The 24,719-nt window shown below is 36.8% G+C and carries 16 protein-coding genes; all 16 read left to right on the top strand.

What is annotated here, in order from left to right; all coding sequences use genetic code 11:
• Window positions 1-20 precede the first annotated feature (20 nt).
• The 16 genes from K5Q07_RS03955 (at window position 21) to K5Q07_RS03880 (ending at window position 24,718) form a co-directional block, all read left to right on the top strand.
• The gene (locus K5Q07_RS03955; protein ID WP_251067631.1) at window positions 21-4,346 is read left to right on the top strand and encodes a PolC-type DNA polymerase III; all 4,326 of its coding nucleotides are present in this window, start codon (window positions 21-23) and stop codon (window positions 4,344-4,346) included.
• Window positions 4,347-4,461: 115 nt separating this feature from the next.
• Window positions 4,462-4,935: a ribosome maturation factor RimP gene (gene rimP / locus K5Q07_RS03950; protein ID WP_034531677.1), complete on the top strand. Its 474-nt coding sequence runs from the start codon at window positions 4,462-4,464 to the stop codon at window positions 4,933-4,935.
• Between the two features lie 19 nt (window positions 4,936-4,954).
• Window positions 4,955-6,043 carry a transcription termination factor NusA gene (gene nusA / locus K5Q07_RS03945; RefSeq protein ID WP_053792782.1) on the top strand — a complete coding sequence of 363 codons (1,089 nt, stop codon included), beginning with the start codon at window positions 4,955-4,957 and terminating at the stop codon, window positions 6,041-6,043.
• Window positions 6,044-6,069: 26 nt separating this feature from the next.
• Complete coding sequence (gene rnpM, locus K5Q07_RS03940; RefSeq protein WP_034531674.1) at window positions 6,070-6,369, top strand: RNase P modulator RnpM; 300 nt, start codon at window positions 6,070-6,072, stop codon at window positions 6,367-6,369.
• Complete coding sequence (locus tag K5Q07_RS03935; protein WP_034531672.1) at window positions 6,359-6,661, top strand: L7Ae/L30e/S12e/Gadd45 family ribosomal protein; 303 nt, start codon at window positions 6,359-6,361, stop codon at window positions 6,659-6,661. The genes rnpM and K5Q07_RS03935 overlap by 11 nt, the downstream gene beginning before the upstream one ends.
• A 20-nt stretch (window positions 6,662-6,681) precedes the next feature.
• Entirely contained in the window at window positions 6,682-8,922 is a 2,241-nt protein-coding gene (gene infB / locus K5Q07_RS03930; protein WP_220729760.1) for a translation initiation factor IF-2, read from the top strand.
• A 14-nt stretch (window positions 8,923-8,936) separates the two neighbouring features.
• Window positions 8,937-9,290 (top strand): 30S ribosome-binding factor RbfA, encoded by a 354-nt coding sequence (rbfA, locus tag K5Q07_RS03925; protein ID WP_220729758.1) that lies wholly within the window; start codon window positions 8,937-8,939, stop codon window positions 9,288-9,290.
• 117 nt (window positions 9,291-9,407) lie between these two features.
• On the top strand, window positions 9,408-10,319 hold the full coding sequence (gene truB / locus K5Q07_RS03920; RefSeq protein ID WP_220729756.1) for a tRNA pseudouridine(55) synthase TruB: 912 nt from the start codon (window positions 9,408-9,410) through the stop codon (window positions 10,317-10,319).
• A 17-nt stretch (window positions 10,320-10,336) separates the two neighbouring features.
• Window positions 10,337-11,275 carry a riboflavin biosynthesis protein RibF gene (gene ribF / locus K5Q07_RS03915; RefSeq protein WP_220729754.1) on the top strand — a complete coding sequence of 313 codons (939 nt, stop codon included), beginning with the start codon at window positions 10,337-10,339 and terminating at the stop codon, window positions 11,273-11,275.
• Window positions 11,276-11,379: 104 nt separating this feature from the next.
• Complete coding sequence (gene hrcA, locus K5Q07_RS03910; RefSeq protein WP_220729752.1) at window positions 11,380-12,420, top strand: heat-inducible transcriptional repressor HrcA; 1,041 nt, start codon at window positions 11,380-11,382, stop codon at window positions 12,418-12,420.
• Between the two features lie 14 nt (window positions 12,421-12,434).
• Window positions 12,435-13,007 carry a nucleotide exchange factor GrpE gene (gene grpE / locus K5Q07_RS03905; protein ID WP_191978758.1) on the top strand — a complete coding sequence of 191 codons (573 nt, stop codon included), beginning with the start codon at window positions 12,435-12,437 and terminating at the stop codon, window positions 13,005-13,007.
• A 26-nt stretch (window positions 13,008-13,033) separates the two neighbouring features.
• Window positions 13,034-14,893 carry a molecular chaperone DnaK gene (gene dnaK / locus K5Q07_RS03900; protein WP_220729750.1) on the top strand — a complete coding sequence of 620 codons (1,860 nt, stop codon included), beginning with the start codon at window positions 13,034-13,036 and terminating at the stop codon, window positions 14,891-14,893.
• An 82-nt stretch (window positions 14,894-14,975) separates the two neighbouring features.
• Window positions 14,976-16,133, top strand: coding sequence for a molecular chaperone DnaJ (gene dnaJ, locus K5Q07_RS03895; RefSeq protein ID WP_220729748.1), 1,158 nt, complete (start codon window positions 14,976-14,978; stop codon window positions 16,131-16,133).
• Between the two features lie 129 nt (window positions 16,134-16,262).
• Window positions 16,263-18,101, top strand: a complete 1,839-nt coding sequence (gene lepA, locus K5Q07_RS03890) for a translation elongation factor 4 (RefSeq protein ID WP_220729746.1) — start codon at window positions 16,263-16,265, stop codon at window positions 18,099-18,101.
• A gap of 177 nt (window positions 18,102-18,278) precedes the next feature.
• A complete protein-coding gene (locus K5Q07_RS03885; RefSeq protein ID WP_220729744.1) occupies window positions 18,279-19,529 on the top strand; it encodes a solute carrier family 23 protein in 1,251 nt (416 codons plus the stop codon).
• 149 nt (window positions 19,530-19,678) lie between these two features.
• Window positions 19,679-24,718, top strand: coding sequence for a bifunctional glycosyltransferase/CDP-glycerol:glycerophosphate glycerophosphotransferase (locus tag K5Q07_RS03880; RefSeq protein WP_220729743.1), 5,040 nt, complete (start codon window positions 19,679-19,681; stop codon window positions 24,716-24,718).
• Window position 24,719 lies beyond the last annotated feature (1 nt).

Raw genomic sequence — 24,719 nt, 5'->3', positions numbered from 1 at the left:
CTTAGGATGGAGGTATTAGATTGTCTAACCAAGAAGAATTATTTACAAAGTTATTGAATCAATTACAGTTAAAAGACCAAATTGGTTCCGATAATTTTAAAGGCGGTCAGATTGAGAAGATTGATATCCACAAACGTTCCAAAATTTGGGAATTCCACCTTAAACTTCCACGAATTTTAGATTACGAAGTCTTCTTGGATTTTTATAGTCGTATGCAAGCGACTTTTGATGAAATCGCTACTACTAAAATTAATATTAAAGCAAACGACAATCAATTTGATAACAAGCAATTAGGCAATTACTGGGAATGGATTGTTAAACATGCTGATATCACTGATGCTATTAAAAATGAACTATTAAGACGTGATGCACCAAAGATTGTTGATCACAAAATCGAACTTAGTGCTGATAATGAAATCGTTAAGAACTTTCTTGTGGACAAAGCAGTTAGTCCAATTGAAGATTTGTACGAACGTTTAGGTTTTCCACACTTTACCATTTCTGTGTTTGTTGATGAAACTGCTTCTCAAGAAAAAATCAAAGATTTTAAAGCTGAAAAGGAAAAGAAGGATGCCGAGCTAGCTCAAAAGGCAATGCAAGCAATCCAAGAATCATCTGCTAAGCGTCAAAAGAATTCAAAGAATGCAGTTCCAAAGGGTAAGGTCCAAATTGGTAAGAAGATTAAAGATGACCTAGAAGTTACTAAGCTAGTCGATATCGTTCAAGAAGAAAAACTAGTGATTGTAAATGGTCACATCTTCAGTAAGGAAATTCGTTCACTAAGATCAGGTCGTCAATTGATGATCTTAAAGATTACCGATTATTCATCATCAATAGAAGTTAAGAAATTTTCTAACAACGAAAACGATGAAGCTAACTTTGCTGCATTGCAAGAAGGCGATTGGATTAAGGTTCGTGGTGGTATCCAAGAAGATAACTACAGTCATGAATTAACATTGAACGCATATGATATTAATCCATTACATCATGAAGGCCGTCATGATGATGCAGAAGAAAAGCGTGTGGAATTACACTTACACACTAAGATGAGTCAAATGGATGCAACTAACAGTATCGAAGAATACGTGGCTAAAGCTAAAGAATGGGGCCACCCAGCATTAGCTATTACCGACCACGCCGCTGTTCAAGGTTTCCCATTTGCCTACACTGCAGCACAAAAAAACGACATTAAAATGCTATATGGTGTTGAAGCAAACGTTGTAGACGACGGTGTGCCAATTACATTTAACGAAGATGATCGTGATTTAGCAGATGCTACTTATGTTGTCTTTGATATTGAAACTACTGGTCTATCTGCAATTTACGATAAGGTAATTGAAGTTTCAGCCGTTAGAATGCAACACAATAACGTTTTAGATCAATTTGAAGAATTTATTGATCCAGGTTTCCATTTATCAGACTTTACAACCGAACTTACATCTATCACCGATGATATGGTTAGGGGTTCAAAATCTGAAGAAGAAGTCTTTAAGCTATTTAGAGAATTCTGTGGCGACTCAATTGTTGTAGGGCATAACGTTACTTTTGACGTTGGCTTTATGAATGTTGGTTACCAAAGATATGGGATGGAAGAAATTCAAAACCCAATCATTGATACATTGCCATTGGCTCGATTCTTATATCCAAACTACAAGAGCTACCGTTTGAACACATTAGCTAAGAAATTTGACGTTGCTTTGGAACACCATCACCGTGCCGTATACGATGCTGAAACAACTGGTCATTTGAATTACTTGTTCATTAAGGATGCGGAAGAACGTTACAACATTACGAAGGTAAATCAACTAAATGAACATATGTCTGATAACGATGCATACAAACATGCTCGTCCATTCCACGCTATCTTGATGGCTCAAACCCAAGCGGGATTAAAGAACATGTTTAAACTGGTATCATTATCCAATGTTGAATACTTCTACAGAGTGCCAAGAATTCCACGAAGTGTTCTTGAAAAGTACCGTGAAGGAATCCTAGTTGGTTCTGCTTGTGCAAATGGTGAAGTATTTACCGCAATGCTACAAAAGGGTAAAGAAGAAGCCAAGAAAAAGGCTGCATTCTATGATTATCTTGAAGTCCAACCAAGTGCTGCTTATCAACCAATGATTGATTCAGAATTAATTCATGGTAAGAAGCATTTACAAGAGTTAGTTCAAAACATGGTTGATATGGGTCATGAAATGGATAAACCAGTTGTTGCAACTGGTGATGTTCATTACATGGATCCACAAGACTACATTTACCGTAAGATTTTGATTCATTCACAAGGTGGGGCAAACCCATTAAACAGACAAGAATTACCCAAGGTGCCGTTCTTAACCACAGACGAAATGTTGAATGATTTTGAATATCTAGGTGAAGATGTCAGCAAGGAAATCGTTGTTGATAATACCCAAAAGATTGCCAACATGGTTGATGATGGAATTCATCCGGTCTTAGATCGACTATACACACCACACATGAAGGGTGCCGAAGATGAAATCAGAAATTCAACAATGGATAAGGCTCATGAACTTTACGGTGATCCACTACCTGAATTAATTCAGGCACGTTTAGACCGTGAGTTGAAGAGTATTATCGGGAACGGATTCTCAGTTATTTACTTGATTGCAAAGCGTCTTGTAGCAAAGAGTAACAAGGATGGATATCTGGTAGGTTCCCGTGGTTCTGTTGGTTCAAGTTTGGTAGCCACAATGGCGGGGATTACTGAAGTTAATCCATTGCCACCACACTATCGTTGCCCAAAATGTAAGTACTCTAAGTTCTTCACTAAGGGTGAATATGGTTCAGGATATGATTTACCACATGAAAATTGTCCAGAATGTGGAACATTAATGATTGGTGACGGTCATAATATTCCGTTCGAAACATTCCTTGGATTTAGTGGTAACAAGGTTCCAGATATTGATTTAAACTTCTCTGGTGACTACCAACCAATCGCCCATAACTACCTAAAGGTATTGTTCGGTGAAGGAAATGTATACCGTGCCGGAACTATTGGTACTGTTGCCGACAAGACCGCATATGGATATGTAAAGGCATACGAAAGAGATACTCAACAAACGATTCGTTCTGCTGAAATTGACCGTTTATCAAAGGGTGATACCGGTGTTAAGAGAACGACCGGACAACATCCGGCCGGAATTATCATTGTGCCAGATGATATGGATATTTTTGATTTCACACCAATCCAATATCCTGCCGATGATCAAAACGCGGCTTGGGAAACTACCCACTTTGATTTCCATTCTATCCATGACAACATCTTGAAGATGGATGTTTTGGGACATGATGACCCAACCATGATCAGAATGCTACAAGATTTATCAGGAATTGATCCTCAATCAATTCCGATGGATGACCCTGGAGTCATGGGGCTATTCTCCGGTACAGATACAATCGGTGTTACCCAAGACCAGATTCAATCAAAGACTGGGACTTTAGGAATTCCTGAATTTGGGACTAAGTTTGTTAGAGGGATGCTAGAACAAACTAATCCAGCAAACTTCTCACAATTACTACAAATTTCAGGTCTATCCCATGGTACCGACGTTTGGTTAGGAAATGCCGATGAATTAATCAAGGAAGGTAAAGCAACTATCGCCAACGTTATTGGTTGTCGTGATAACATCATGACCGACTTGATTAACTGGGGACTAGATTCAGAAACATCATTCCAAATCATGGAATATGTTCGTAAGGGTCGTGGAATTAAGGACGAATGGCAAAAGAAGATGCACGAAGCCAATATTCCACAATGGTATATTGATTCATGTCTAAAGATTAAGTATATGTTCCCACGTGCCCATGCGGCAGCATATGTTTTAATGGCGTTACGTGTGGCATACTTTAAGGTATACTTCCCATTGGTATACTACTGTGCATACTTCTCAGTTAGAGCAGATGATTTTGACATTGTTTCAATGTGTCATGGTAAGGAAGCCGTTAAGACTAAGATGAAAGAAATTAACGATCTTGGAAACGATGCTTCTGCTAAGGATAAGAACCTATTAACTGTTCTTGAATTAGCCAATGAAATGATTGAAAGAGGATTCGAATTTGAAATGGTTGATTTAAACCGTTCCGATGCTGAACAATGGCTAATTGATGGTAACAAGTTAATTGCACCATTTAGAGCAATTCCTGGTCTTGGTTTAAACGTTGCTAAACAAATTGTTGCAGCACGTGAAGATAAAGAATTTATCTCTAAAGAAGACTTATCCAAACGTGGAAAGGTTTCTAAGAAGTTAATCGAATTTATGACAGAAAACCATATCATTGATAACTTACCTGATGAAAACCAACTAAGTTTATTTGATATGATGTAGTATGTATTGAACAATCTCAGATAGTATGGTATGATACATTATGATTTATATCTGAGAGAAAGGAGTGAGCAGAAATGCTCGCTCTTTTTATTGGATTTTTTTAGGAGGCGTATCATTGAGCGAAGTTACAGAAGTGGTAAAAGAAGTAGTAACTCCAATTCTAGATAGTCATGATTTTTATCTATATGACATCGAATTTGTTAAAGAAAGCAAGAATTGGTATTTAAGGGTTTATGTCGATAAAGACGGCGGTATCAATATTGAAGACTGTGCGTTAGTATCTGACGAACTAAGTGAAAAATTAGATTCAATGGATCCGGATCCAATTCCACAAGCTTACTTTCTAGAAGTCTCATCTCCAGGAGCTGAAAGACCTCTAAAGAAACCAGAAGATTATGAAAAAGCTGTTAATGAATACATTCATGTTTCATTGTATGCACCAATTAACGGTGAAAAAGTCTATGAAGGGACTTTAAAAGAATTAAGCGAAGATGAATTAGTTTTGACTGTTAATTTAAAAGGTCGAATTAAGGATCTAACAATACCAAGAAAATCAATTGCCAAAGCAAGATTAGCAATTAAATTTTAGCTAAGGGAGACAACAAAAAATGAGTAAAGAACTTTTAGGTGCACTAGATGCCCTAGAAAACGACAAAGGGATTTCTAAAGAAACTGTTATTGACGCTTTAGAAGCTGCATTAACTTCAGCATACAAGAGAAACTACAACCAAGCACAAAACGTTGAAGTTGCTTTTGACGACAAGAAGGGTAACATCCATGTTTACGCTGTTAAGACTGTTGTTGAAGATGTAGTTGACCCAAGACTAGAATGCAGTCTATCAGATGCATTACAATTAAACCGTGGTTACGAATTAGGTGACGAAATTAAGTTTGAAGTTACTCCTAAGAACTTTGGTAGAATCGCTGCTCAAACTGCAAAGCAAGTTATCATGCAAAGAGTTAGAGAAGCTGAAAGAACAATTGTTTACAACAAGTACAGCAAGTACCAAGACGAACTAATCACTGGTGAAATCGAACGCCAAGACGATCGTTTTGTATATGTTGATTTAGGTAAGGTTGAAGCAGTTATGCCTAAGAACGACCAAATGCCAAATGAAACATACAGACCACAAGACAGAATCAAGGTTTACGTTAACCGTGTTGAAGACGCTACTAAGGGTCCTCAAATCTTCGTTAGTCGTACCGCTCCTGGTTTATTAAAACGACTATTTGAAGAAGAAGTTCCTGAAATTTATGATGGAACTGTTGAAGTCGTATCAATCGCTAGAGAAGCCGGAGACCGTGCTAAGGTGGCCGTTAGATCTAACAACGATGATATCGACCCAGTTGGTACAACTGTTGGACCAAGAGGTCAACGTGTTCAAACCATTGTTAACGAATTAGGTGGCGAAAACATGGACATCGTTCAATGGACTGAAGATCCTGCCGAATTCATTGCAAATTCATTAAACCCATCAGAAGTAGTTGATGTTATCTTTGATGAAGAAAATGAACGTGCATGTACAGTTATCGTGCCTGACTACCAACTATCATTAGCAATTGGTAAGCGTGGACAAAACGCACGTCTAGCTGCTAAGTTGACTGGTTACAAGATTGATATCAAGTCTGAATCAGAAGCTGATGGTCTAACTGAAGACGTCCAAGAAGATAGTGACGACGCAATCGATAACGAATAATAACAAGTTTAAGGAGTGTTAATTCAATGAGAACAAGAAAAATTCCAATGAGAAAAGATATTGTTACTGGTGAAATGGCTCCCAAGAAAGATTTAGTTAGAATCGTTAAGGACAAAGAAAATAACGTTACTATCGATGAAACTGGAAAAAAATCAGGTAGAGGGGCATACGTTTCAATTGACGTAAAAGTCGCACAAAAAGCCAAGGATGAAAAGAAACTAAACGAAGTATTTTCAGTTGACTTAAGTGATGAATTTTACGATGATTTAATTGCTTACGTAGACCACAAACAAGCCAGAAAAGAACTTTTCGAAAATGACAAATAAAGAACAAATATTAAACTTTATTGGTTTAGCAAAGCGAGCCGGAAAGATAACTACTGGTGAAGACATATTGCTCAACGCAATCAAGAAGAATAAAATTAAATTTCTGATTATCGCTACTGACTCTGGAAAAGCCAGCTTGAAGAAATTTACAGATAAGGCAAATTCATATAACATTCCTACCAATCAAATGTTTACTAAAGTAGAGATAAGTGATGCAATTGGGATGCCGCGGACCATTATTGGAATCGCAGACAATGGATTTGCCAAACGTTTGAAAGAAATGACAAATTAATTGTAAAGGAACGTGATGGTATGGGTAAGAAAAGAATTTATGAGTTATCTAAAGAGATAAATGTAGCTAGTAAAACAATTATTGATGAAGCAAAGAAAAAGGGATATGACGTTAAAAATCATATGTCAGGTCTAGACGCTAAAGAAGAAAAGGCAATTAGAGATCACTTTGCTCCAAAGAAAAAGCCGGTTAATACAACCAAACCAGCTAACAATAATTCTAAGAAACCTGCCGAAAAGCCACACAAGACTTTAAACAAAAATTCTAACAATAAGGCAAAGCAATCTATGAACAATAACAATAGCAATAACAGCAACAACACAAACAAACCAAACAACAATGGTTCTTCAAACTTCAAAAAAGGTGGTAAGAAGAACAAGAAGAAATTCAACAAGAAAAACAACCGTGGTAACAACAAGTTTGCTGGTATGTACACTAAGAACCAACGTATCAGACAAAACCACAAGAACAACAAAGCACCAGAAAGAAAAGAACGTCCATTGCCAGAAACATTGGTATACACAGTTGGTATGAACGCTCAAGAAATCGGAAAGATTATTCACAGAGAGCCAGCTGAAATCGTTAAGAAGTTATTCCTATTAGGAGTAATGGTTAACCAAAACGTTTCATTGGATAAGGATACAATCGAACTTCTAGCTGCTGACTACGGCATTAAGGCTGAAGAAAAAGTTGAAGTAAATGTTTCTGATATCGATAAGATCTTCGAAGAAGAAGCAGAAAATACTGACTACCTAGAAGACCGTGCACCAGTTGTTACTATCATGGGACACGTTGACCATGGTAAGACAACATTATTGGATTACTTGAGAAACTCACACATCACTGCTGGTGAAGCTGGTGGAATTACTCAAGCAATTGGTGCCTACCAACTTGAAAGAAACGGTAAAGTTATCACATTCTTGGATACTCCAGGACATGCTGCCTTTACCGCTATGCGTGCTCGTGGTGCTGATATCACTGATATCACAATCCTAGTGGTTGCCGCAGATGATGGTGTTATGCCACAAACAATTGAAGCTATCGACCATGCTAAGGCTGCCAAGACACCAATTATCGTCGCAATTAACAAGATCGATAAACCAGGTGCAAACCCTAACCACGTTATCGAACAACTAGCAAGTTACGAATTAATCCCAGAAGACTGGGGTGGTGACACTATCTTCGTTGAACTATCAGCTAAGATGGGTACCAACGTTGATGAATTACTAGACATGATTCTTCTACAATCAGACGTGATGGAATTAAAGGCTAACCCTAAGCAACATGCTGCCGGTTCAGTTATTGAAGCTCGTCTAGATCGTGGTAGAGGCCCTGTTGCAACATTACTTGTTCAACAAGGTACTATGCATGTAGGTGACCCAATCGTAGTTGGTGATACATTCGGTCGTGTTAGAACTATGACTAACGAAAAAGGTAAGGACTTAGATGGTGCTAAACCATCAACTCCTATCGAAATTACTGGTTTAAACGATGTTCCAGAGGCAGGGGACCGTTTCGTAGTATTCGATGACGAAAAGACTGCCCGTGCTGCCGGTGAAGAAAGAGCTAAAGAAGCTCAAATGGAAGAACGTAAGAAGAACAACAGTGTTACTTTGGATAACTTATTCGAATCTCTAAAAGAAGGAGAAATGAAGGAAGTTGCCGTAATTATCAAGGCTGACGTTCAAGGTTCTGTTGAAGCACTTGCATCAAGTCTACAAAAGATTGATGTTGAAGGTGTTAAGGTTAACATCGTGCATAGTTCTGTAGGTGCAATTAACGAAAGTGATATTGCATTAGCCGAAGCAAGTAACGCAATTATCGTTGGATTTAACGTTCGTGCTACTCCACAAGCTAAGGCTCAAGCTGAAACTGACAATGTTGACATTCGTCTACACCAAGTTATCTACGATGCTATTGATGAAGTAGAATCAGCTATGAAGGGTATGCTAGCACCTAAGTACAAAGAAGAAGTTACTGGTGAAGTTGAAGTAAGACAACTTTACAAAGCTTCTAAGATTGGTACAATTGCTGGTGGAATGGTTACCAATGGTGTAATTAAACGTGACAGTAAGATTCGTTTAATTCGTGATAACGTTGTTATCTACAACGGTGAACTAAATAGTTTGAAGCGTTTCAAGGACGATGCTAAGGAAGTTAAGCAAGGATTTGAATGTGGACTTACTATTGAAAACTACAACGACATCAAGGAAGGTGACGTTGTAGAAGCCTACGAAATGAAAGAAGTTCCTGCTAAGTAAAGGAGTGAATTGATATGGCTCAATACAGAGTTGGAAGATTAGAACAAGAAATTCAAAAAGAAGTTAATGACATCTTATTAAAGCGTGTGAGAGATCCACGAGTTCAAGGTGTAACTATTACAGGCGTTGACGTAACTGGTGACTTACAACAAGCTACTATTTACTACAGCATTTTATCTGATAACGATAATGATGAAGAAACTACCCAAAAAGGTTTGGATAAGGCAACTTCATTAATCAGAGGTGAATTAGGTTCTCGTTTGAGCATCTACCGTACACCCGAATTAACATTCAAATTGGATGAATCAATTCAATATGGAAGTAAGATTGATCAATTAATTAACAAATTAAAACAAGAAGATCATTAATCAAAAAAGAATCCGTAACTAATGTTATGGGTTCTTTTTTTGTTTGTTCTAATTTAGTGAATAAAATCGTCTATGATATAATTTAAGGTATAAATAACATCTGAGGAGTCGTGTAATATGGACGGAATTATTCCATTATATAAAGAAAAAGGGATGACCAGTTTTGCTTGCGTTAGTCAATTACGAGGTATTTTAAAAATGAAACGAATAGGGCATAGCGGAACACTAGATCCAAACGTAGAAGGAGTTTTACCAATTTGTCTTGGTAAGGGAACCAAGTTAGTTGAATACCTAATGAACTCAGGGAAGGTATATCAAGGTAGTATTACTTTAGGTTTTAATACCACTACCGAAGATTTAGATGGTGAAGTAGTTAGTACTAAGCCACTTGAAAAACCATTAACAAATGACGAAATTGATAAATTACTTAATAGTTTTGTTTCTGAGGACTTAATTCAAATCCCACCAATGTATTCAGCGGTTAAAGTGAATGGTAAGAGGCTATATGAATACGCTAGAAACGGGGAGGAAGTAGAACGTCCAGAGCGCCACGTTCAAATTCATTACTTTAAACAAATTAAAGACAGTATTTACGATGAAGATAAGAAACAACAAACTATCTACTTTGAAGTTGGCTGCGGTAAGGGAACCTACGTGAGAACCCTTGCTGTCGACTTTGGAAAAAAGATTGATATGCCAGCGGTAATGTCTAGTTTAACTAGAATTAAGAGTGGTGGTTTTACAATTGAAGATACTTTTAAGATTAGCGACGTAAAATCAGCTGTAGAAAATGGCACTATCGATGATATCGTTAAATCAATTGATTACGCATTGATAGATTTTAAGCACATAGAATTAAATGAAAGCCAGTGGAAGATTGTTCAAAATGGTGGTTTTTTAGATTCAAATGCTTTAGGTATAAATGACGAAAAATGTGTGTTAACGTTTAACAATGAAGTTAAGGCTTTGTACTTCTTTGACGAAAATAAACAAATTTACAAACCAGAAAAAATGTTTAGCAATCAATAATTGAAAGGCATGAAATTATGGAAATAATTAAATTACATCATCCATTGAGCTCTGATTTTCATCAATCAGAAAAAATTGTTTTAGCAATGGGCTATTTTGATGGAATTCATTTGGGTCATCAAAAGGTATTGGAAAAAGCGCGTGATATTGCTATGAAAAAGAACCTACCGTTGGCAGTATTAACTTATGACCATAAGCCAGCTGTGGTATATAAACAATTATCACCACATGATAGAAGAAACATCATTATGCCAGATGGTAAGAATGAAATGCTTGAATCATTGGGTGTAAATAAGGTTTTTGTCGTTAACTATAGTTTTAGTTTTCAAAATCAAACACCACAAGAGTTTGTGGATAACTATTTAGTTAGATTTAATGCGGATACTGTTGTAGCAGGAACAGATCACACCTATGGAGCTAAGGATGCAACAATGGAATTATTACCCGGTTATGCAAAGGGCAGATTTGACGTTGTTTCAGTTGATTTAGCAGATTATGAATTGGAAAAAATTAGCTCCACTAGAATTAGAAAGAACCTAGATGAAGGCCACATTCAAACAGTGAAACATTTGATGGGCAGACCATTTCAAACTTGTGGAACCGTTGTCCATGGATTTGCTCGTGGTCGTGAGTTAGGCTATCCAACTGCAAACATCGAACACAACGAACTACAATGGCTACCAACGATTGGTGTTTACGTGGTTGACGTATTTATCGGTGATCGAAAGTATCATGGGATGGCATCAATTGGGAGAAACGTTACTTTTGGTGATAAGAACCCAATCACCGTAGAAATTAACATTTTAGACTTTAACGATAATATTTATGGTGAAGTATTAAGGGTAGATTGGCTATACCGTATTCGTGGAGAAGTGAAGTTTGAAGGTATTGATAAGCTAATTAAGCAGCTTCAATCTGACGAAGATTTTACCCGTCAATATTTCGAAAATAACTAGTCTTTTTCTTGACTTATATAGATTGCTTTGGTAAATTAATAACTGTGGTTAGCACTTAACGCATATGACTGCTAAATGTGCTAATCGATAAGGAGTGATCGGGTATGCTTACTGAAAGAGAAAAAATGATTTTGAAAATCATTGTTAATGATTACACAAAATCAGGTGTTCCTGTTGGTTCAAAGGCATTATCCAGTCAATTACCAATACATGTCAGTTCAGCAACCGTAAGAAATGAAATGGCATTTCTAGAAGAAATTGGTCTAATTACCAAGAATCATTCTTCATCGGGACGAGTCCCATCAATCGATGGTTATCGCTACTATGTTGATAACTTGTTAAATCCAAATCCAATTGATAACAATGATATGATGATCATTCAAAATTCATTATCAGGAAGGTTTAGACAAATTGATGAAATCGTTCAACAATCAGCTGACATCCTATCTAATTTAACAAATTACACCGCGTTGACTTTAAAGCCAGAACAAGAAACAACTCCCGTGTTGGGGAGCTTTCGTTTAGTTCCGCTAGGCAATCACAAGGTGATGGCGATTTTAATCACCGATAATGGTGAAGTCGTTAACCAAGTTTTCCATATTGACGGGGAACTGGGCGGTGATAAGTTAGATGCCGTTGTCAGAATGATAAACGATAAGTTAGCAGGGAAGCCTTTAGACGAAGTTATTACTAAGTTAAAGACTGAAATCGTACCCGAGATTCTTAAGTACGTTAAGAACCCTGAAAACTTAGTTCAAACTCTTGATGATGTTTTGATGCAAGCTTCTACTAATCAGTTTTATATCGGTGGTGAATTGAATCTATTGAGTTTTACTGATAATAATGACATCAGTTATCTAAAGCCAATTTACTCATTGTTAAATGATACTGATGATGCTGCGAAGTTCATCAAGAGTTCTGATAATTCTATTTCCGTTCAAATTGGACCGGAATTAAGCAATGATCTATTAAAGGATTACAGTATTATTACGGGCTCTTATGATGTTGGACCATATGGAAAGGGTGTTATCGCCGTTCTAGGTCCAACTAGGATGCCATATTCGAGAGTAATTGGAATCGTTGATGGATTTAGAAATGAATTATCAAAGAAACTGAGAAATTATTATGATAAATATAATCAGTAAAAGGAGGCATTCATTTGGCTAGCAAGAAGGATGATGAAAAAGACCTAGAAAAGGCAACTTCTAAGAAAGAAGCTGCTAAGGACAAAGGCGCCGACAAAAAGAAGGACGCTAAGAAAGATAAAAAGGATTCATTAGAAAAACAAGTTGAAGAACTTCAACAACAAGTTGAAGATTTCTCTGACAAGTATCTTCGTGCTGAAGCAGAAATGCAAAACATGCAAACACGATTCAAGCGTGAACGTGCAGATATCTACAAGTATGATGGTCAAAAACTAGCAACTAGTATCTTACCTGCAATGGATAACTTGGAACGTGCTTTGAGTGTTGAAGTTTCAGATGACAGTGGAAAGCAATTAAAACAAGGTGTTGAACTTGTTTTAAAGCATTTCAACAAAGCATTATCTGAAAATGGCATTGAAGAAATTGATGCCCTAAACAAGCCATTTGACCCAAGCGAGTGTCAAGCGGTTCAAACAGTTCCTGCTGATGACGATCATCCAGCAGATACTGTTGTTGAAATCTTACAAAAAGGCTACAAATTAGCTGATCGTGTTATTCGACCATGCATGGTTGTAGTTGCTCAATAAAAAAATAATCAAGGAGATAATAAATTATGGCAAGTAATAAAATTATTGGTATCGATTTAGGTACTACTAACTCAGCTGTTGCTGTTCTTGAAGGTAAAGAACCAAAAATCATTACTAACCCAGAAGGTTCACGTACAACTCCATCTGTTGTTGCATTTAAAGATGGTGAACCACAAGTTGGTGAAGTTGCTAAGCGTCAAATGATCACTAACCCAAACACAATTGCTTCAATTAAGAGTCACATGGGTGAAGAAGGTTACACTGTAGATGTTGATGGTAAGAAGTACACTCCACAACAAATTTCAGCAATGATTCTACAATACATCAAGAGTTTTGCTGAAGACTACTTAGGTGACACTGTTAGCGAAGCAGTTATTACTGTTCCTGCTTACTTCAATGACTCACAAAGACAAGCAACTAAGGATGCTGGTAAGATTGCTGGTTTAGATGTAAAACGTATCATCAACGAACCAACTGCTGCATCATTAGCTTATGGTCTAGACAAACAAGACAAAGATGAAAAAGTTCTTGTATATGACCTTGGTGGTGGTACTTTTGATGTTTCCGTTCTTGAATTAGGTGACGGTGTATTCCAAGTACTATCAACTAATGGTGATACTCACTTAGGTGGGGATGATTTCGATAAGAGAATCATGGACTACCTAGTAAAACAATTTAAGGATGAAAATGGCATCGACTTATCACAAGACAAGATGGCATTACAAAGACTAAAGGATGCTGCTGAAAAGGCTAAGAAGGATCTATCAGGTGTTTCTGAAACTGAAATCAGTCTTCCATTCATCTCAGCTGGTGCAAATGGTCCACTTCACTTACAAACAACACTATCACGTGCTAAGTTTAACGAATTAACTTCTGATTTAGTTGACAAGACTAAGGTTGCATTTGACAACGCTCTAAAGGATGCTGGTCTAAGCACTTCAGATATTGATGAAGTTATCCTAAATGGTGGTTCAACTCGTATCCCAGCTGTACAAGAAGCTGTTAAGAGCTGGACTGGTAAAGAACCAAACCACTCAATCAACCCTGATGAAGCCGTTGCTTTAGGTGCCGCTGTTCAAGGTGGTGTTTTAACTGGTGATGTTAAGGACGTTGTATTACTTGACGTTACTCCACTATCATTAGGTATTGAAACTATGGGTGGTGTGTTCACTAAGTTAATCGATAGAAACACAACTATTCCAACTTCTAAGTCACAAGTATTCTCAACTGCTGCTGATAACCAACCAGCCGTAGACATTCACGTACTACAAGGTGAACGTCCAATGGCAGCTGACAATAAGACTTTAGGTCAATTCCAATTAACTGACATTCCAGCTGCACCTCGTGGTGTTCCTCAAATCGAAGTTAAGTTTGATATCGATAAGAATGGTATCGTAAATGTTTCTGCTAAGGACAAAGGTACTGGTAAGGAACAAAAGATTACCATCAAGGATTCAAACGGTTTATCAGACGATGAAATTAACCGTATGATGGACGAAGCTAAGAAGAACGAAGAACAAGACAAGAAGCGTAAAGAAGAAGTTGATTTGAAGAACGAAGTAGATCAATTAATCTTCCAAACTGACAAGACTCTAAAGGATGTTGAAGGTAAGGTTTCTGAAGATGAAATCAAGAAGGCTAAAGAAGCTGAAGATGCATTGAAGAAGGCCAAAGAAGACAACAACTTAGACGAAATGAAGGCTAAGAAGGATGATTTGAGTCAACAAGTTCAAGCACTTGCTGTTAAGTTATACCAACAACAACAAGGTCAAGGTTCAGATCAACAAGGTAACACAAACGATTCATCAGATAACAAGGGTAACGACGACAACACTGTTGACGGCGATTTCCACGAAGTTCACGATGATGACAAAAACAATAAGTAATTAGATTACTTTAAAAAGGGTCAAAGTCTGACTTGTTGGGCTTTGGCCTTTTATTTCAAAATGAAGGTTATGGGGGATAAAAATGGCAGATAAGGATTACTATTCAATTCTTGGTATATCAAAAGACGCCAGTGAAGATGACATTAAACATGCTTACCGTAAAATGTCTAAAAAGTACCATCCTGATATCAATAAAGAACCCGGTGCTGAAAAGAAGTTTAAGGAAATTAACGAAGCTTACGAAGTCCTAAGTGATGAACAAAAGCGTCGTAATTACGATCAATTTGGTTCAGCTGACGGTCCAGCCGGTGGTTTCGGCGGAGGTGCCGGAGGCTTCGGTGGCGGAGCTGGAGGATTCTCTGGTTTCGGTGGCGGCGGTTTCGACGACATCTTTAGTCAATTCTTCGGTGGCGGAGCAAGAGGTGCTCAAAGAGATCCTAACGCTCCAGTTAAGGGTCGTGATCTTCAATACCAAATGACAATTAATTTTGAAGACGCTGTTTTCGGTAAGAAGACTACTATCAGATATGATCGAGAAGCTAAGTGTGATACCTGTGATGGTTCAGGTGCAAAGCCAGGAACTCATCCAGAAACTTGTCACGAATGTAATGGTAGTGGTTACGTTACATCAGTTCAAAATACACCATTGGGTCAAATGCAAACTCAACATCCATGTCCTACTTGTGGTGGAACTGGTAAAGAGATTAAAGATAAGTGTCCAAAGTGTGGTGGCTCAGGTCACATGCACGAAAGTCACAAGGTAGAAGTAAACATTCCTGCCGGTGTTGACGATGGACAACAAATGAGATTACAAGGCCAAGGTGAAGCCGGTGAAAACGGTGGACCTTATGGTGACTTGTTTATCGTGTTTAGAGTAAAGCCTAGTCGTGAATTTGAACGTGATGGTTCAAACCTACATTACTCTCAAGATATCACATTTACTCAAGCTACATTAGGTAGTACCGTTAAGGTTAAGACCGTTTACGGTGACGTTGAAATGAAGATCCCAGCTGGAACTCAATCCAACACTACCTTTAAACTAAGAGGTAAGGGAATGCCTAAGATTAACAGTAATGCTAAGGGTGATGAACTAGTAACTGTTAAGATTGTCACTCCTAAGAACTTGAACAAGCAACAAAAACAAGCTCTAAAGGCTTTTGCTGAAGCATCTGGTGAAGAAGAATATAAAAATGGTGGATTCTTCGAAAAGATGAAGGATGCTATGAATGGCAAAAAATAAATTAAAGAGTCGCATTAGCGACTCTTTTTTTGTGACCAAAAAGCATTTTTACGACATTATTTAGTTTGTGCATTGTCTTTTTGGTTGTTATAATTGTATTAATAAATTACGTTGAAAGTAGGAATAAACATGGACATAGCAAAAATGAAGGAACATCAAAAATACATTCGTAACTTTTCGATTGTTGCTCACATTGATCATGGTAAATCTACTTTAGCCGATCGAATCTTAGAAATGACAGATACTGTCGCAAAAAGAGATATGCAAAACCAATTATTGGATGACATGGAACTAGAGAGAGAACGTGGAATCACAATTAAGTTGAATGCAGTGGAGCTAAAGTACCATTCTAAGGATGGTCATGACTATGAATTTCATCTTATCGATACACCAGGACATGTCGATTTCTCATACGAAGTATCAAGAAGTTTGGCTGCCTGTGAAGGTGCCATTTTAGTTGTCGATGCCGCTCAAGGTGTTGAAGCACAAACTTTAGCCAACGTTTACTTGGCAATCGATGATGATTTGGAAATTGTTCCTGTAATTAATAAGATTGATTTACCTTCTGCACAACCAGACATGGTTAAAAAAGAAGTTGAAGATATCATTGGTATTGATGCCGAAAACGCCGTCTTAGCAAGTGCTAAGAAGGGAATCGGAATCGAAGACTTATTAGAACGAATCGTACAAGAAGTACCAGCTCCTCAGGGTGATTTAGATGCACCATTGAAGGCACTTGTATTCGACTCTGTTTACGATGATTATCGTGGAGTTGTCTTAAGTGTTCGTCTGAGTGATGGAGTTGTTAAACCAGGAGACAAGATTCGTCTAATGAACAGTGGTAGTGAATACGAAGTTACTGAAGTAGGGGTGAACTCACCACATCCAGTTCAAAGAGAATACTTAATGGCTGGAGACGTTGGTTATATCACAGCAAGTATCAAGGATATTAATCAAACTCGTGTTGGTGATACTGTTACTAATGCTGACAAGCCAACTGATGAACCATTACCAGGTTACCGTGAAATGGAACCAATGGTATATTCTGGTTTATACCCAACAGACAATGCTAAGTTCGGTGATTTGAGAGAATCTCTTGAAAAATTGAAACTAAATGATGCTGCTTTGGAATTCGAACCAGAATCATCACAAGCACTTGGATTTGGTTTTAGATGTGGATTCTTAGGAATGCTACACATGGATGTTGTGCAAGAACGTCTAGAAAGAGAATTCAATCTAGATCTAATCACTACAGCTCCATCTGTTACTTACCACGTCTTTACTACTGATGATCAAAGAAAAGATGTTGAAAACCCATCTGAAATGCCAGATGCATCTGAAATTAAGGCCGTTGAAGAACCTTATGTAAAGGCAACTGTAATGGTACCTAACGATTATGTCGGTGCCGTGATGGAGCTTTGCCAATCACGTCGTGGTCAATTCGAAACAATGGAATACATCGATGATTACCGTGTTAACATTATGTACTCAATTCCATTGTCAGAAATCATCTTTGATTTCTTCGATAAGTTAAAATCAACTACCAGAGGATATGCATCACTTGATTACGAATTAGGGGACTACAAGCCATCTGATCTAGTTAAGATTGATATCCTATTGAACGGTGAAAAGGTCGATGCATTGAGCTTTATCTCTCACCGTCAATTTTCTGCTAGTCGTGCACGAGTAATTGTTGAAAAACTTAAGAAGATTATTCCACGTCAAAACTTTGAAATTCCAGTTCAAGCCGCAATTGGTGCTAAGGTTATCGCAAGAACTAACATCAAGGCTTACCGTAAGGATGTTACCGCTCATCTATATGGTGGTGACAGAACTAGAAGAATGAAGCTACTAGAAAAACAAAAAGCTGGTAAGAAACGTATGAAGGCCGTTGGTAAGGTGGAAATTCCACAAGCCGCATTTATGGCTGTTTTACAAACTGATGAAGAAGAAAGCGATAAAAAGTAATTGACTTCATAAGAAATTATCAGTATGATGGATTAAAAATATAGAGTCTTTAATTTAGTCCCGTGAGGCTGATAAGATTAGCGAATTTAATAAAAATTTGTGAAGGTCTATTCGTCTAGGGATGAATGGACCTTTTTTGCTAGATTAAAGCTCTGAAATCATTTAGGGGGATTGGTTATGAATAAAAATTCAGACACCATTTTAGATGTAAATGATAAACCAGGATTCTGGCTTTGGGTAGGTTTATCTCTACAACACATGTTTTCAATGTTTGGAAGTACGGTTATCGTACCGCTACTAGTTGGTCTTAGCCCAAGTATTGCTTTATTCACTTCTGGGGTAGGAACCTTAATCCACATTCTAGTAACACAAAAGAAGATTCCAGCTTACATGGGATCTAGTTTCGCGTTTATCGTACCGATGAAGTACTTGATGCAAGTAACTGGTTATCCAGGCATTGCTCAAGGGGTAATTGCAGTTGGGGTTATTTACCTGGTGGTTGCATTAATAATTGCTATGATTGGTTCAGAATGGATTGATAAGTTACTTCCTGCAGTCGTTGTTGGACCAGTGGTGATCGTAATCGGGTTATCATTAGCATCTAGTGCAGCTAACGATGCAATGTTGAACAACGGAAATTACGACTATAAGTACGTTTTTGTGGCTCTAGTAACACTGCTTCTAGCAATCTTCTTTAACATGTACTTAAAAGGGTTCCTTGGCTTTATGCCAATCTTACTAGCAATTATTTGTGGATATCTAATATCAATTGCAATGGGATTGGTTAACTTAAGTACAATTGCCAACGCACCATGGCTTTCGATGCCTAAGTTTGAAATTCCATTCGTTTCTTACAACGTGAAGTTTGAGTGGGGTGCAATTATCGCAATCGCACCAATTGCTTTTGTAACTATTACAGAACATTTAGGTCACTTGATGGTTCTAGATGAACTAACAGGCAGAAATTATTTTAAGGATCCTGGATTAAATAGAACACTAACTGGTGACGGTTTGGCTTCAATGTTTGCTGGATTAGTTGGTGGACCTGCCGTAACTAGTTATGGTGAAAACATAGGGGTAATGGCAATTACTAAGATTCACAGTGTGTATGTGTTGATTGGTGCCGCAATATTTGCCATTTTATTCTCATTTGTGAACAAGTTAAATGTGTTAATTATGCAAATGCCACTTCCCGTCATCGGTGGAATCAGCTTCCTATTATTTGGAACAATTGCTTCAAGTGGGATTAAAATCATGATTGAAAATAAAATGGACTTAGCGAATAAGCGTAATTTGATGATTGTTTCCACCATTTTGGTTATCGGTGTCGGTGGTTTCATGATTAAGATTGGAACATTGCCATTAAATGGACTTGCAGTATCTGTAATATTAGGGATTTTATTGAATTTGATATTACCTAAAAATTAGTAAAGATTAATAAATACCAATTAAAAACAATGGTTTTAGTGATATAATGCAAATAGGTGAATTAGAGAGTTCGCCGCATTATTAGACTGATATACCAAGCTTTAATTGGTATTTTTTATTGGAAAATATTATGAGAGAGGCACTTAAATATGAATGAACCATATCTATCCGTGATAGTGGCCTGCTATAACGTACAAGATTACATTGAAAAATGTCTGTCATCCATTGCTAATACTAATTTCCCTATGGAAAGCCTTGAAGTATTGATGATTGATGATGGATCAACTGATAATACAAGTAAAATTATTGATGACTTTGCTAATAAATATGATAGCTTTAGAGCACTACATAAAGAAAACGGTGGTTTAAGCAACACCAGAAATTATGGGATGAAGCATGCTAGAGGAAAGTACATCGCCTTTGTTGATGGTGATGACATTGTCCCAGCTAATGCTTATCCATCAATGGCGTTTAAAGCACGTCAAAATGATTCAGACTTAGTTGTAGGTTTTGTTAAACGATTTGATAAGGATCGTTATGAAAATTCATACCTACATTCTTTTGCTGTGCATGATGATTACGATAATACTAGCATTATTAGTAATCATGATTTAATTTATGATACAACAAGTTGGAACAAGCTATACAAACGTTCATTCCTACTTGATAACAGCATTAAGTTCGTTGAAGGAATTATATATGAAGATATTCCATTTTCAATGGAAGCCCATCTAAAATCACATAAGACATCTGTTGTCGAAGATGTTGTCTACGAATGGAGATGGCGTGAAAGTGCTGATTCTATTACACAAACAAGAAGCGCGCTTTCTAACTTTGAAAGTAGGCTAAGTTCACTTAGAAGAACACTTAAAATCATTTTAGACAATGGTTTTAGTGAAGACGATGCCTTTGTTCAAGATTTTAAATATAAGGCGTTATTCCTAGACTTGTTTATTTTCACTCAAAACCTAGGTGACAATAGTAGCGATTATATCTACCAAGCTCAAGAAATGGTTTACAAGTTCCTAAGAGATTGGCAACTTTGGGATTCAGAAATCTTTTATCGTTTGCCTGTAAAACAACAAATTCTATATTCAGCAATTAGATACAACAATGTGGATGTTATCAATGACATCTCATATAAAAAGCAAATTGGTGAATTTAAACATTCAATCGGTGCATCAAACTATCGATTAGTTGCTCCGGAATTGGATAATAGCAAAGAATTAGTTGATAGCGTTAATTTAAGCGATAACAACAGTCGTTTTAACCAAAAACTTAGAGATGTTGAATTTATTGATGTTGATAATGGTGATATCAAAATTGATGGATCCTTTAAAATTGCTAAATTACATCTTGTTAAACAAACATTTGGTGATGGCAACAAAAACGAATCACTACAAGCTAGTTTGATTAATGTTAAAAATAAAAAGACCGTTAAGGTTCAAATTAAGAGGGTAGAAAGTCCTCTTGTCAAAAGAACTTTAAAACCAAACGCTAAGTACAACAATGCCAATTATGAAGTTAAATTTAACATCAAGAATGCAATTGATACTTTAGGCGTTGGTACCTGGAAGATTCAAATTAAAAACACCGTTGATAATCACATCATGGTCAAGGATTTCGCAACTGATCCAATTGAAAAATTATCACAAAAAGCGATCCTACCTTTTGAATACAATGGGGTAAAAGTAATCACTAGATTTAATAGTGTGGACTCTCTTGTATTTGAAGTGATTGATTTAAATTCAGATACCGATAGAAGACCTGTTGTTAGTTATCCAACCGTAGGTGATGACAAACAAGAATTAAGTTTTAACGTTAACAACATGGATGTATCTGGCTACAATGCAGTACTATTGTCTGATAATGGAACTACTATCCATTCAATCGAACAAGATAAAAATAGTTTTGCATTCAATGTTTCCGACATTAATGAAAGGGCTCGTAACCAAGAACTTAAGTTAGTCATTTTGGATAATTTTACTCATGCCCAAATGAACTATTCATTCTCTTCTAACAAGATTAATCAACAAATTAATCTAGATCATGGTGATGCATTATCAATGTTCTATGGTGACACAAAGAACATTCAACTAATGTTAGAAGAAGCACCATTTGTTGCTAAAAAGGTAGTTGTTGATGCAAATAACATCTTGCATGTTTCAGCCCAAATGAACAAGGCAATTAATCATAACGGAGTGTTGGTATCACAAGCCCATGTTGAATTGATTAGTGCTGATAAAGCAACCAGAAAGGTATTGGATCCAGATTCCAATCACTTTGCAATTAATGGGGAAAGTTTCGAATTTGATTTTGCACTTACTTCGGACAACATGGAACAATTAGACTTGCTTGAAGGGGACTACCAGTTTAAAGTCTATCTTCAAGTTGATGGTAAGGCTCATACTTACCGTATTAAGTATTCCAAGAAGTGTCGCATTAAGACGACTGAATTACCATTCAATGGAAAGTCTAAGATTTTCTATGCTGCTCAGAAAGACAAGAACATGAATCTTGTCTTTAAGGTAGAACAACCATTCTTTGGTGCAATGGATTCTAAGAAGGGCTTACGTGCCATTTCTTATTCAGTGTTGTATCCACTAATGAGACTATTACCACTTAGAAACGTAATGGTATTTGATTCTTATTGGTCAAGTAAGTTTGATAGTAATGAAAAATTGATGTATCAATACGTTGAAGAAAACCATCCTGAAATTAAACCGGTATGGATCTTTAACAATATTGAAACCAAGATTACCGGAGACGGTGAAAAGGTTCGCGTAAACACATTTAAGTACTGGTACTACTTAGCTGTTGCTAGATACATTATTCAAAATACCAACATGCCTAACCGTTACGCTAAACGAAAGGGCCAAATCGAAGTGGAAACCCTTCACGGAACATTCTTAAAGCACATGGGATTTGATGAACCACACTTTAAGTTTGGATCCAATAAGTTACAAAATCGTTTTGCGATGAGAAACCGTCGTTGGGACTACTTGGTAGTACCTTCTGATTATATGGAAAAGACTGCTAAACATGCATTTAACTACAGTCAAAAGATTATTAAATCTGGTTTCCCTAGAAACGATGAATTATATGCAAACAACAATACCGATTACATTAATTCAATTAAGAAGAAACTTGGAATTCCGCTAAATAAGCGTGTCATTTTATATGCACCAACATTTAGAGCTGACGGTGGTTTTGAATTTAAGTTAGATTTAGATAAGCTACAAGCAAAATTATCTGATGGATACGTATTACTTGTTCGTCTACATTACTTTGTAGCTCACTCAAACAGTTTCTACAGCAATCCTGGATTTGTATACGACGTCAGTGACTACGACAATATTAACGATTTGTACCTAATCAGTGATGCGATGATTACTGACTACTCATCAGTAATGTTTGATTATGCACACCTAAATCGTCCAATGATTTTCTACGCATATGATGCGGATTGGTACTTAGATGAAACTAATCGTGGTGTTTACTTGGACTACTACAAGCAGATGCCTGGACCAATCGTTAAGACCGAAGATGAATTAATTGATCGTATTAGACACATTGATTCAGTCGCAGATAACTACGCAGAACAAATGGCAACATTCCGTGATGAGTTTGCTCAATACGGTCGAAATGGGGATGCCACTCAACAAGTTGTTGAAACTGTATTAGCTACTCAAAGAGAAGACCTAGATCAAGAACCAGCCAAGAGCTTATTGTTCAAGAAGATTGGTCACTTCTGGGATACTAACTTCTTCCAAGCTAAGTTGTTAAACGAATTATCGCAGAGACTTTCTAAGAAGAATATCGTTATTTTTGATAGCTTCTTTGGAACCCAATACTCAGATAATCCTAAGGCAATTTATGAATACATGAGGGAAAACTATCCTGGATTCAAGCTTTATTGGAATGTAAACAAAGAAGACCGTGAATTCTTTGAATTAAATCAAATTCCTTATGTAACTAGATTTGGTTACAAGGGCATCTTAAAACAAGCTAGAGCTAAGTATTGGGTTACTAACTCTCGTCGTCCATTTAGATGGCATCCAAGTAAGGATACAGTCGTATTACAAACTTGGCATGGAACTCCACTAAAGACAATTGGTGCTGACGTTATGAAGGTTACAATGCCTGGTGTAAACGTTGCTAAGTACCATCAAGAAGTCTTCAAGGATAACAGAAGATGGACTAGGTTGATTGCGCCTAACATGTATTCAGCTCAAATCATGCAACGTTGCTTTAGAATGCAAGCTAGCCAAATTCAATTGGATGGATACCCAAGAAACGATATTTTAGTAAATCACACCGCAAATGATGTTGCTGAAATCAAAGAAGACTTGGGAATCGAAAATGACAAGAAGGTTATCCTATACGCTCCAACTTGGCGTGATAATGAATACATTAAAAATGATGAATTTACTGCAAAACTACATCTTGATTTACAAAAACTACAAGATCGCTATCAAGGAAAAGCAGTTGTCTTGGTAAGAACTCATTACTTGATTTCTAACAATCTAGATTTAAGTGATTATGAAGGTTTTGCATTAAATGTAAGTAATTACCCAGATATTGCTGAATTATATCTAATCAGTGATGTTTTAATTACTGACTACTCATCAGTAATGTTTGATTATGCAACGTTAAGAAGACCGATGATTTTCTTCACTTATGATTTAAAAGATTACGCAAATGCAATTCGTGGATTCTACTTTGACTTCATTAAGGAAGCTCCAGGTCCAATCGTTAAGACCAACGATGAAGTAATTGAAAGCCTCGATAATATCTTTGACAATGGCTGGACACCTGATGATAAGTATGAAGCATTTTACAAGAAGTATTCAGCTTGGATGGATGGCAATTCATCTAAACGTTCTGTTGAAAAGATGCTAAGTGACCACAGCCTAGATACTTTCTACAGTGATGATTTATCATCACAAGGTTTAAGTGATCATATGATTGCTCAAGATTGTGCAACACTATGGGCAGAAGAAAAAGACTTCGCTAACTACCGAGATAATCATTTTGTTAAGTATCTTGATGGTAATAAAGAAGTAAAAGTGATTAAGACAGCTCAATTATGTGATAGAGAATTCAAAGAATTCTTGGGTGCTAAGTATGCATTAATAAGCTTAGATAATCGTAATTACTGGATTAATACTGAAGAATTAAGTCAATAAG

The organism is Apilactobacillus zhangqiuensis, from assembly GCF_019656215.1.
Taxonomy (GTDB): domain Bacteria; phylum Bacillota; class Bacilli; order Lactobacillales; family Lactobacillaceae; genus Apilactobacillus; species Apilactobacillus zhangqiuensis.
This window is presented reverse-complemented; position numbering and strand designations above follow the sequence as displayed.

Bases quoted from the DNA above. Each gene is read 5' to 3' on its own strand.
- nusA (WP_053792782.1), top strand. From the start codon at position 4,955: ATGAGTAAAGAACTTTTAGGTGCACTAGATGCCCTAGAAAACGACAAA.
- rnpM (WP_034531674.1), top strand. From the start codon at position 6,070: ATGAGAACAAGAAAAATTCCAATGAGAAAAGATATTGTTACTGGTGAA.
- K5Q07_RS03935 (WP_034531672.1), top strand. From the start codon at position 6,359: ATGACAAATAAAGAACAAATATTAAACTTTATTGGTTTAGCAAAGCGA.
- infB (WP_220729760.1), top strand. From the start codon at position 6,682: ATGGGTAAGAAAAGAATTTATGAGTTATCTAAAGAGATAAATGTAGCT.
- rbfA (WP_220729758.1), top strand. From the start codon at position 8,937: ATGGCTCAATACAGAGTTGGAAGATTAGAACAAGAAATTCAAAAAGAA.
- truB (WP_220729756.1), top strand. From the start codon at position 9,408: ATGGACGGAATTATTCCATTATATAAAGAAAAAGGGATGACCAGTTTT.
- ribF (WP_220729754.1), top strand. From the start codon at position 10,337: ATGGAAATAATTAAATTACATCATCCATTGAGCTCTGATTTTCATCAA.
- hrcA (WP_220729752.1), top strand. From the start codon at position 11,380: ATGCTTACTGAAAGAGAAAAAATGATTTTGAAAATCATTGTTAATGAT.
- dnaK (WP_220729750.1), top strand. From the start codon at position 13,034: ATGGCAAGTAATAAAATTATTGGTATCGATTTAGGTACTACTAACTCA.
- dnaJ (WP_220729748.1), top strand. From the start codon at position 14,976: ATGGCAGATAAGGATTACTATTCAATTCTTGGTATATCAAAAGACGCC.
- lepA (WP_220729746.1), top strand. From the start codon at position 16,263: ATGGACATAGCAAAAATGAAGGAACATCAAAAATACATTCGTAACTTT.
- K5Q07_RS03885 (WP_220729744.1), top strand. From the start codon at position 18,279: ATGAATAAAAATTCAGACACCATTTTAGATGTAAATGATAAACCAGGA.
- K5Q07_RS03880 (WP_220729743.1), top strand. From the start codon at position 19,679: ATGAATGAACCATATCTATCCGTGATAGTGGCCTGCTATAACGTACAA.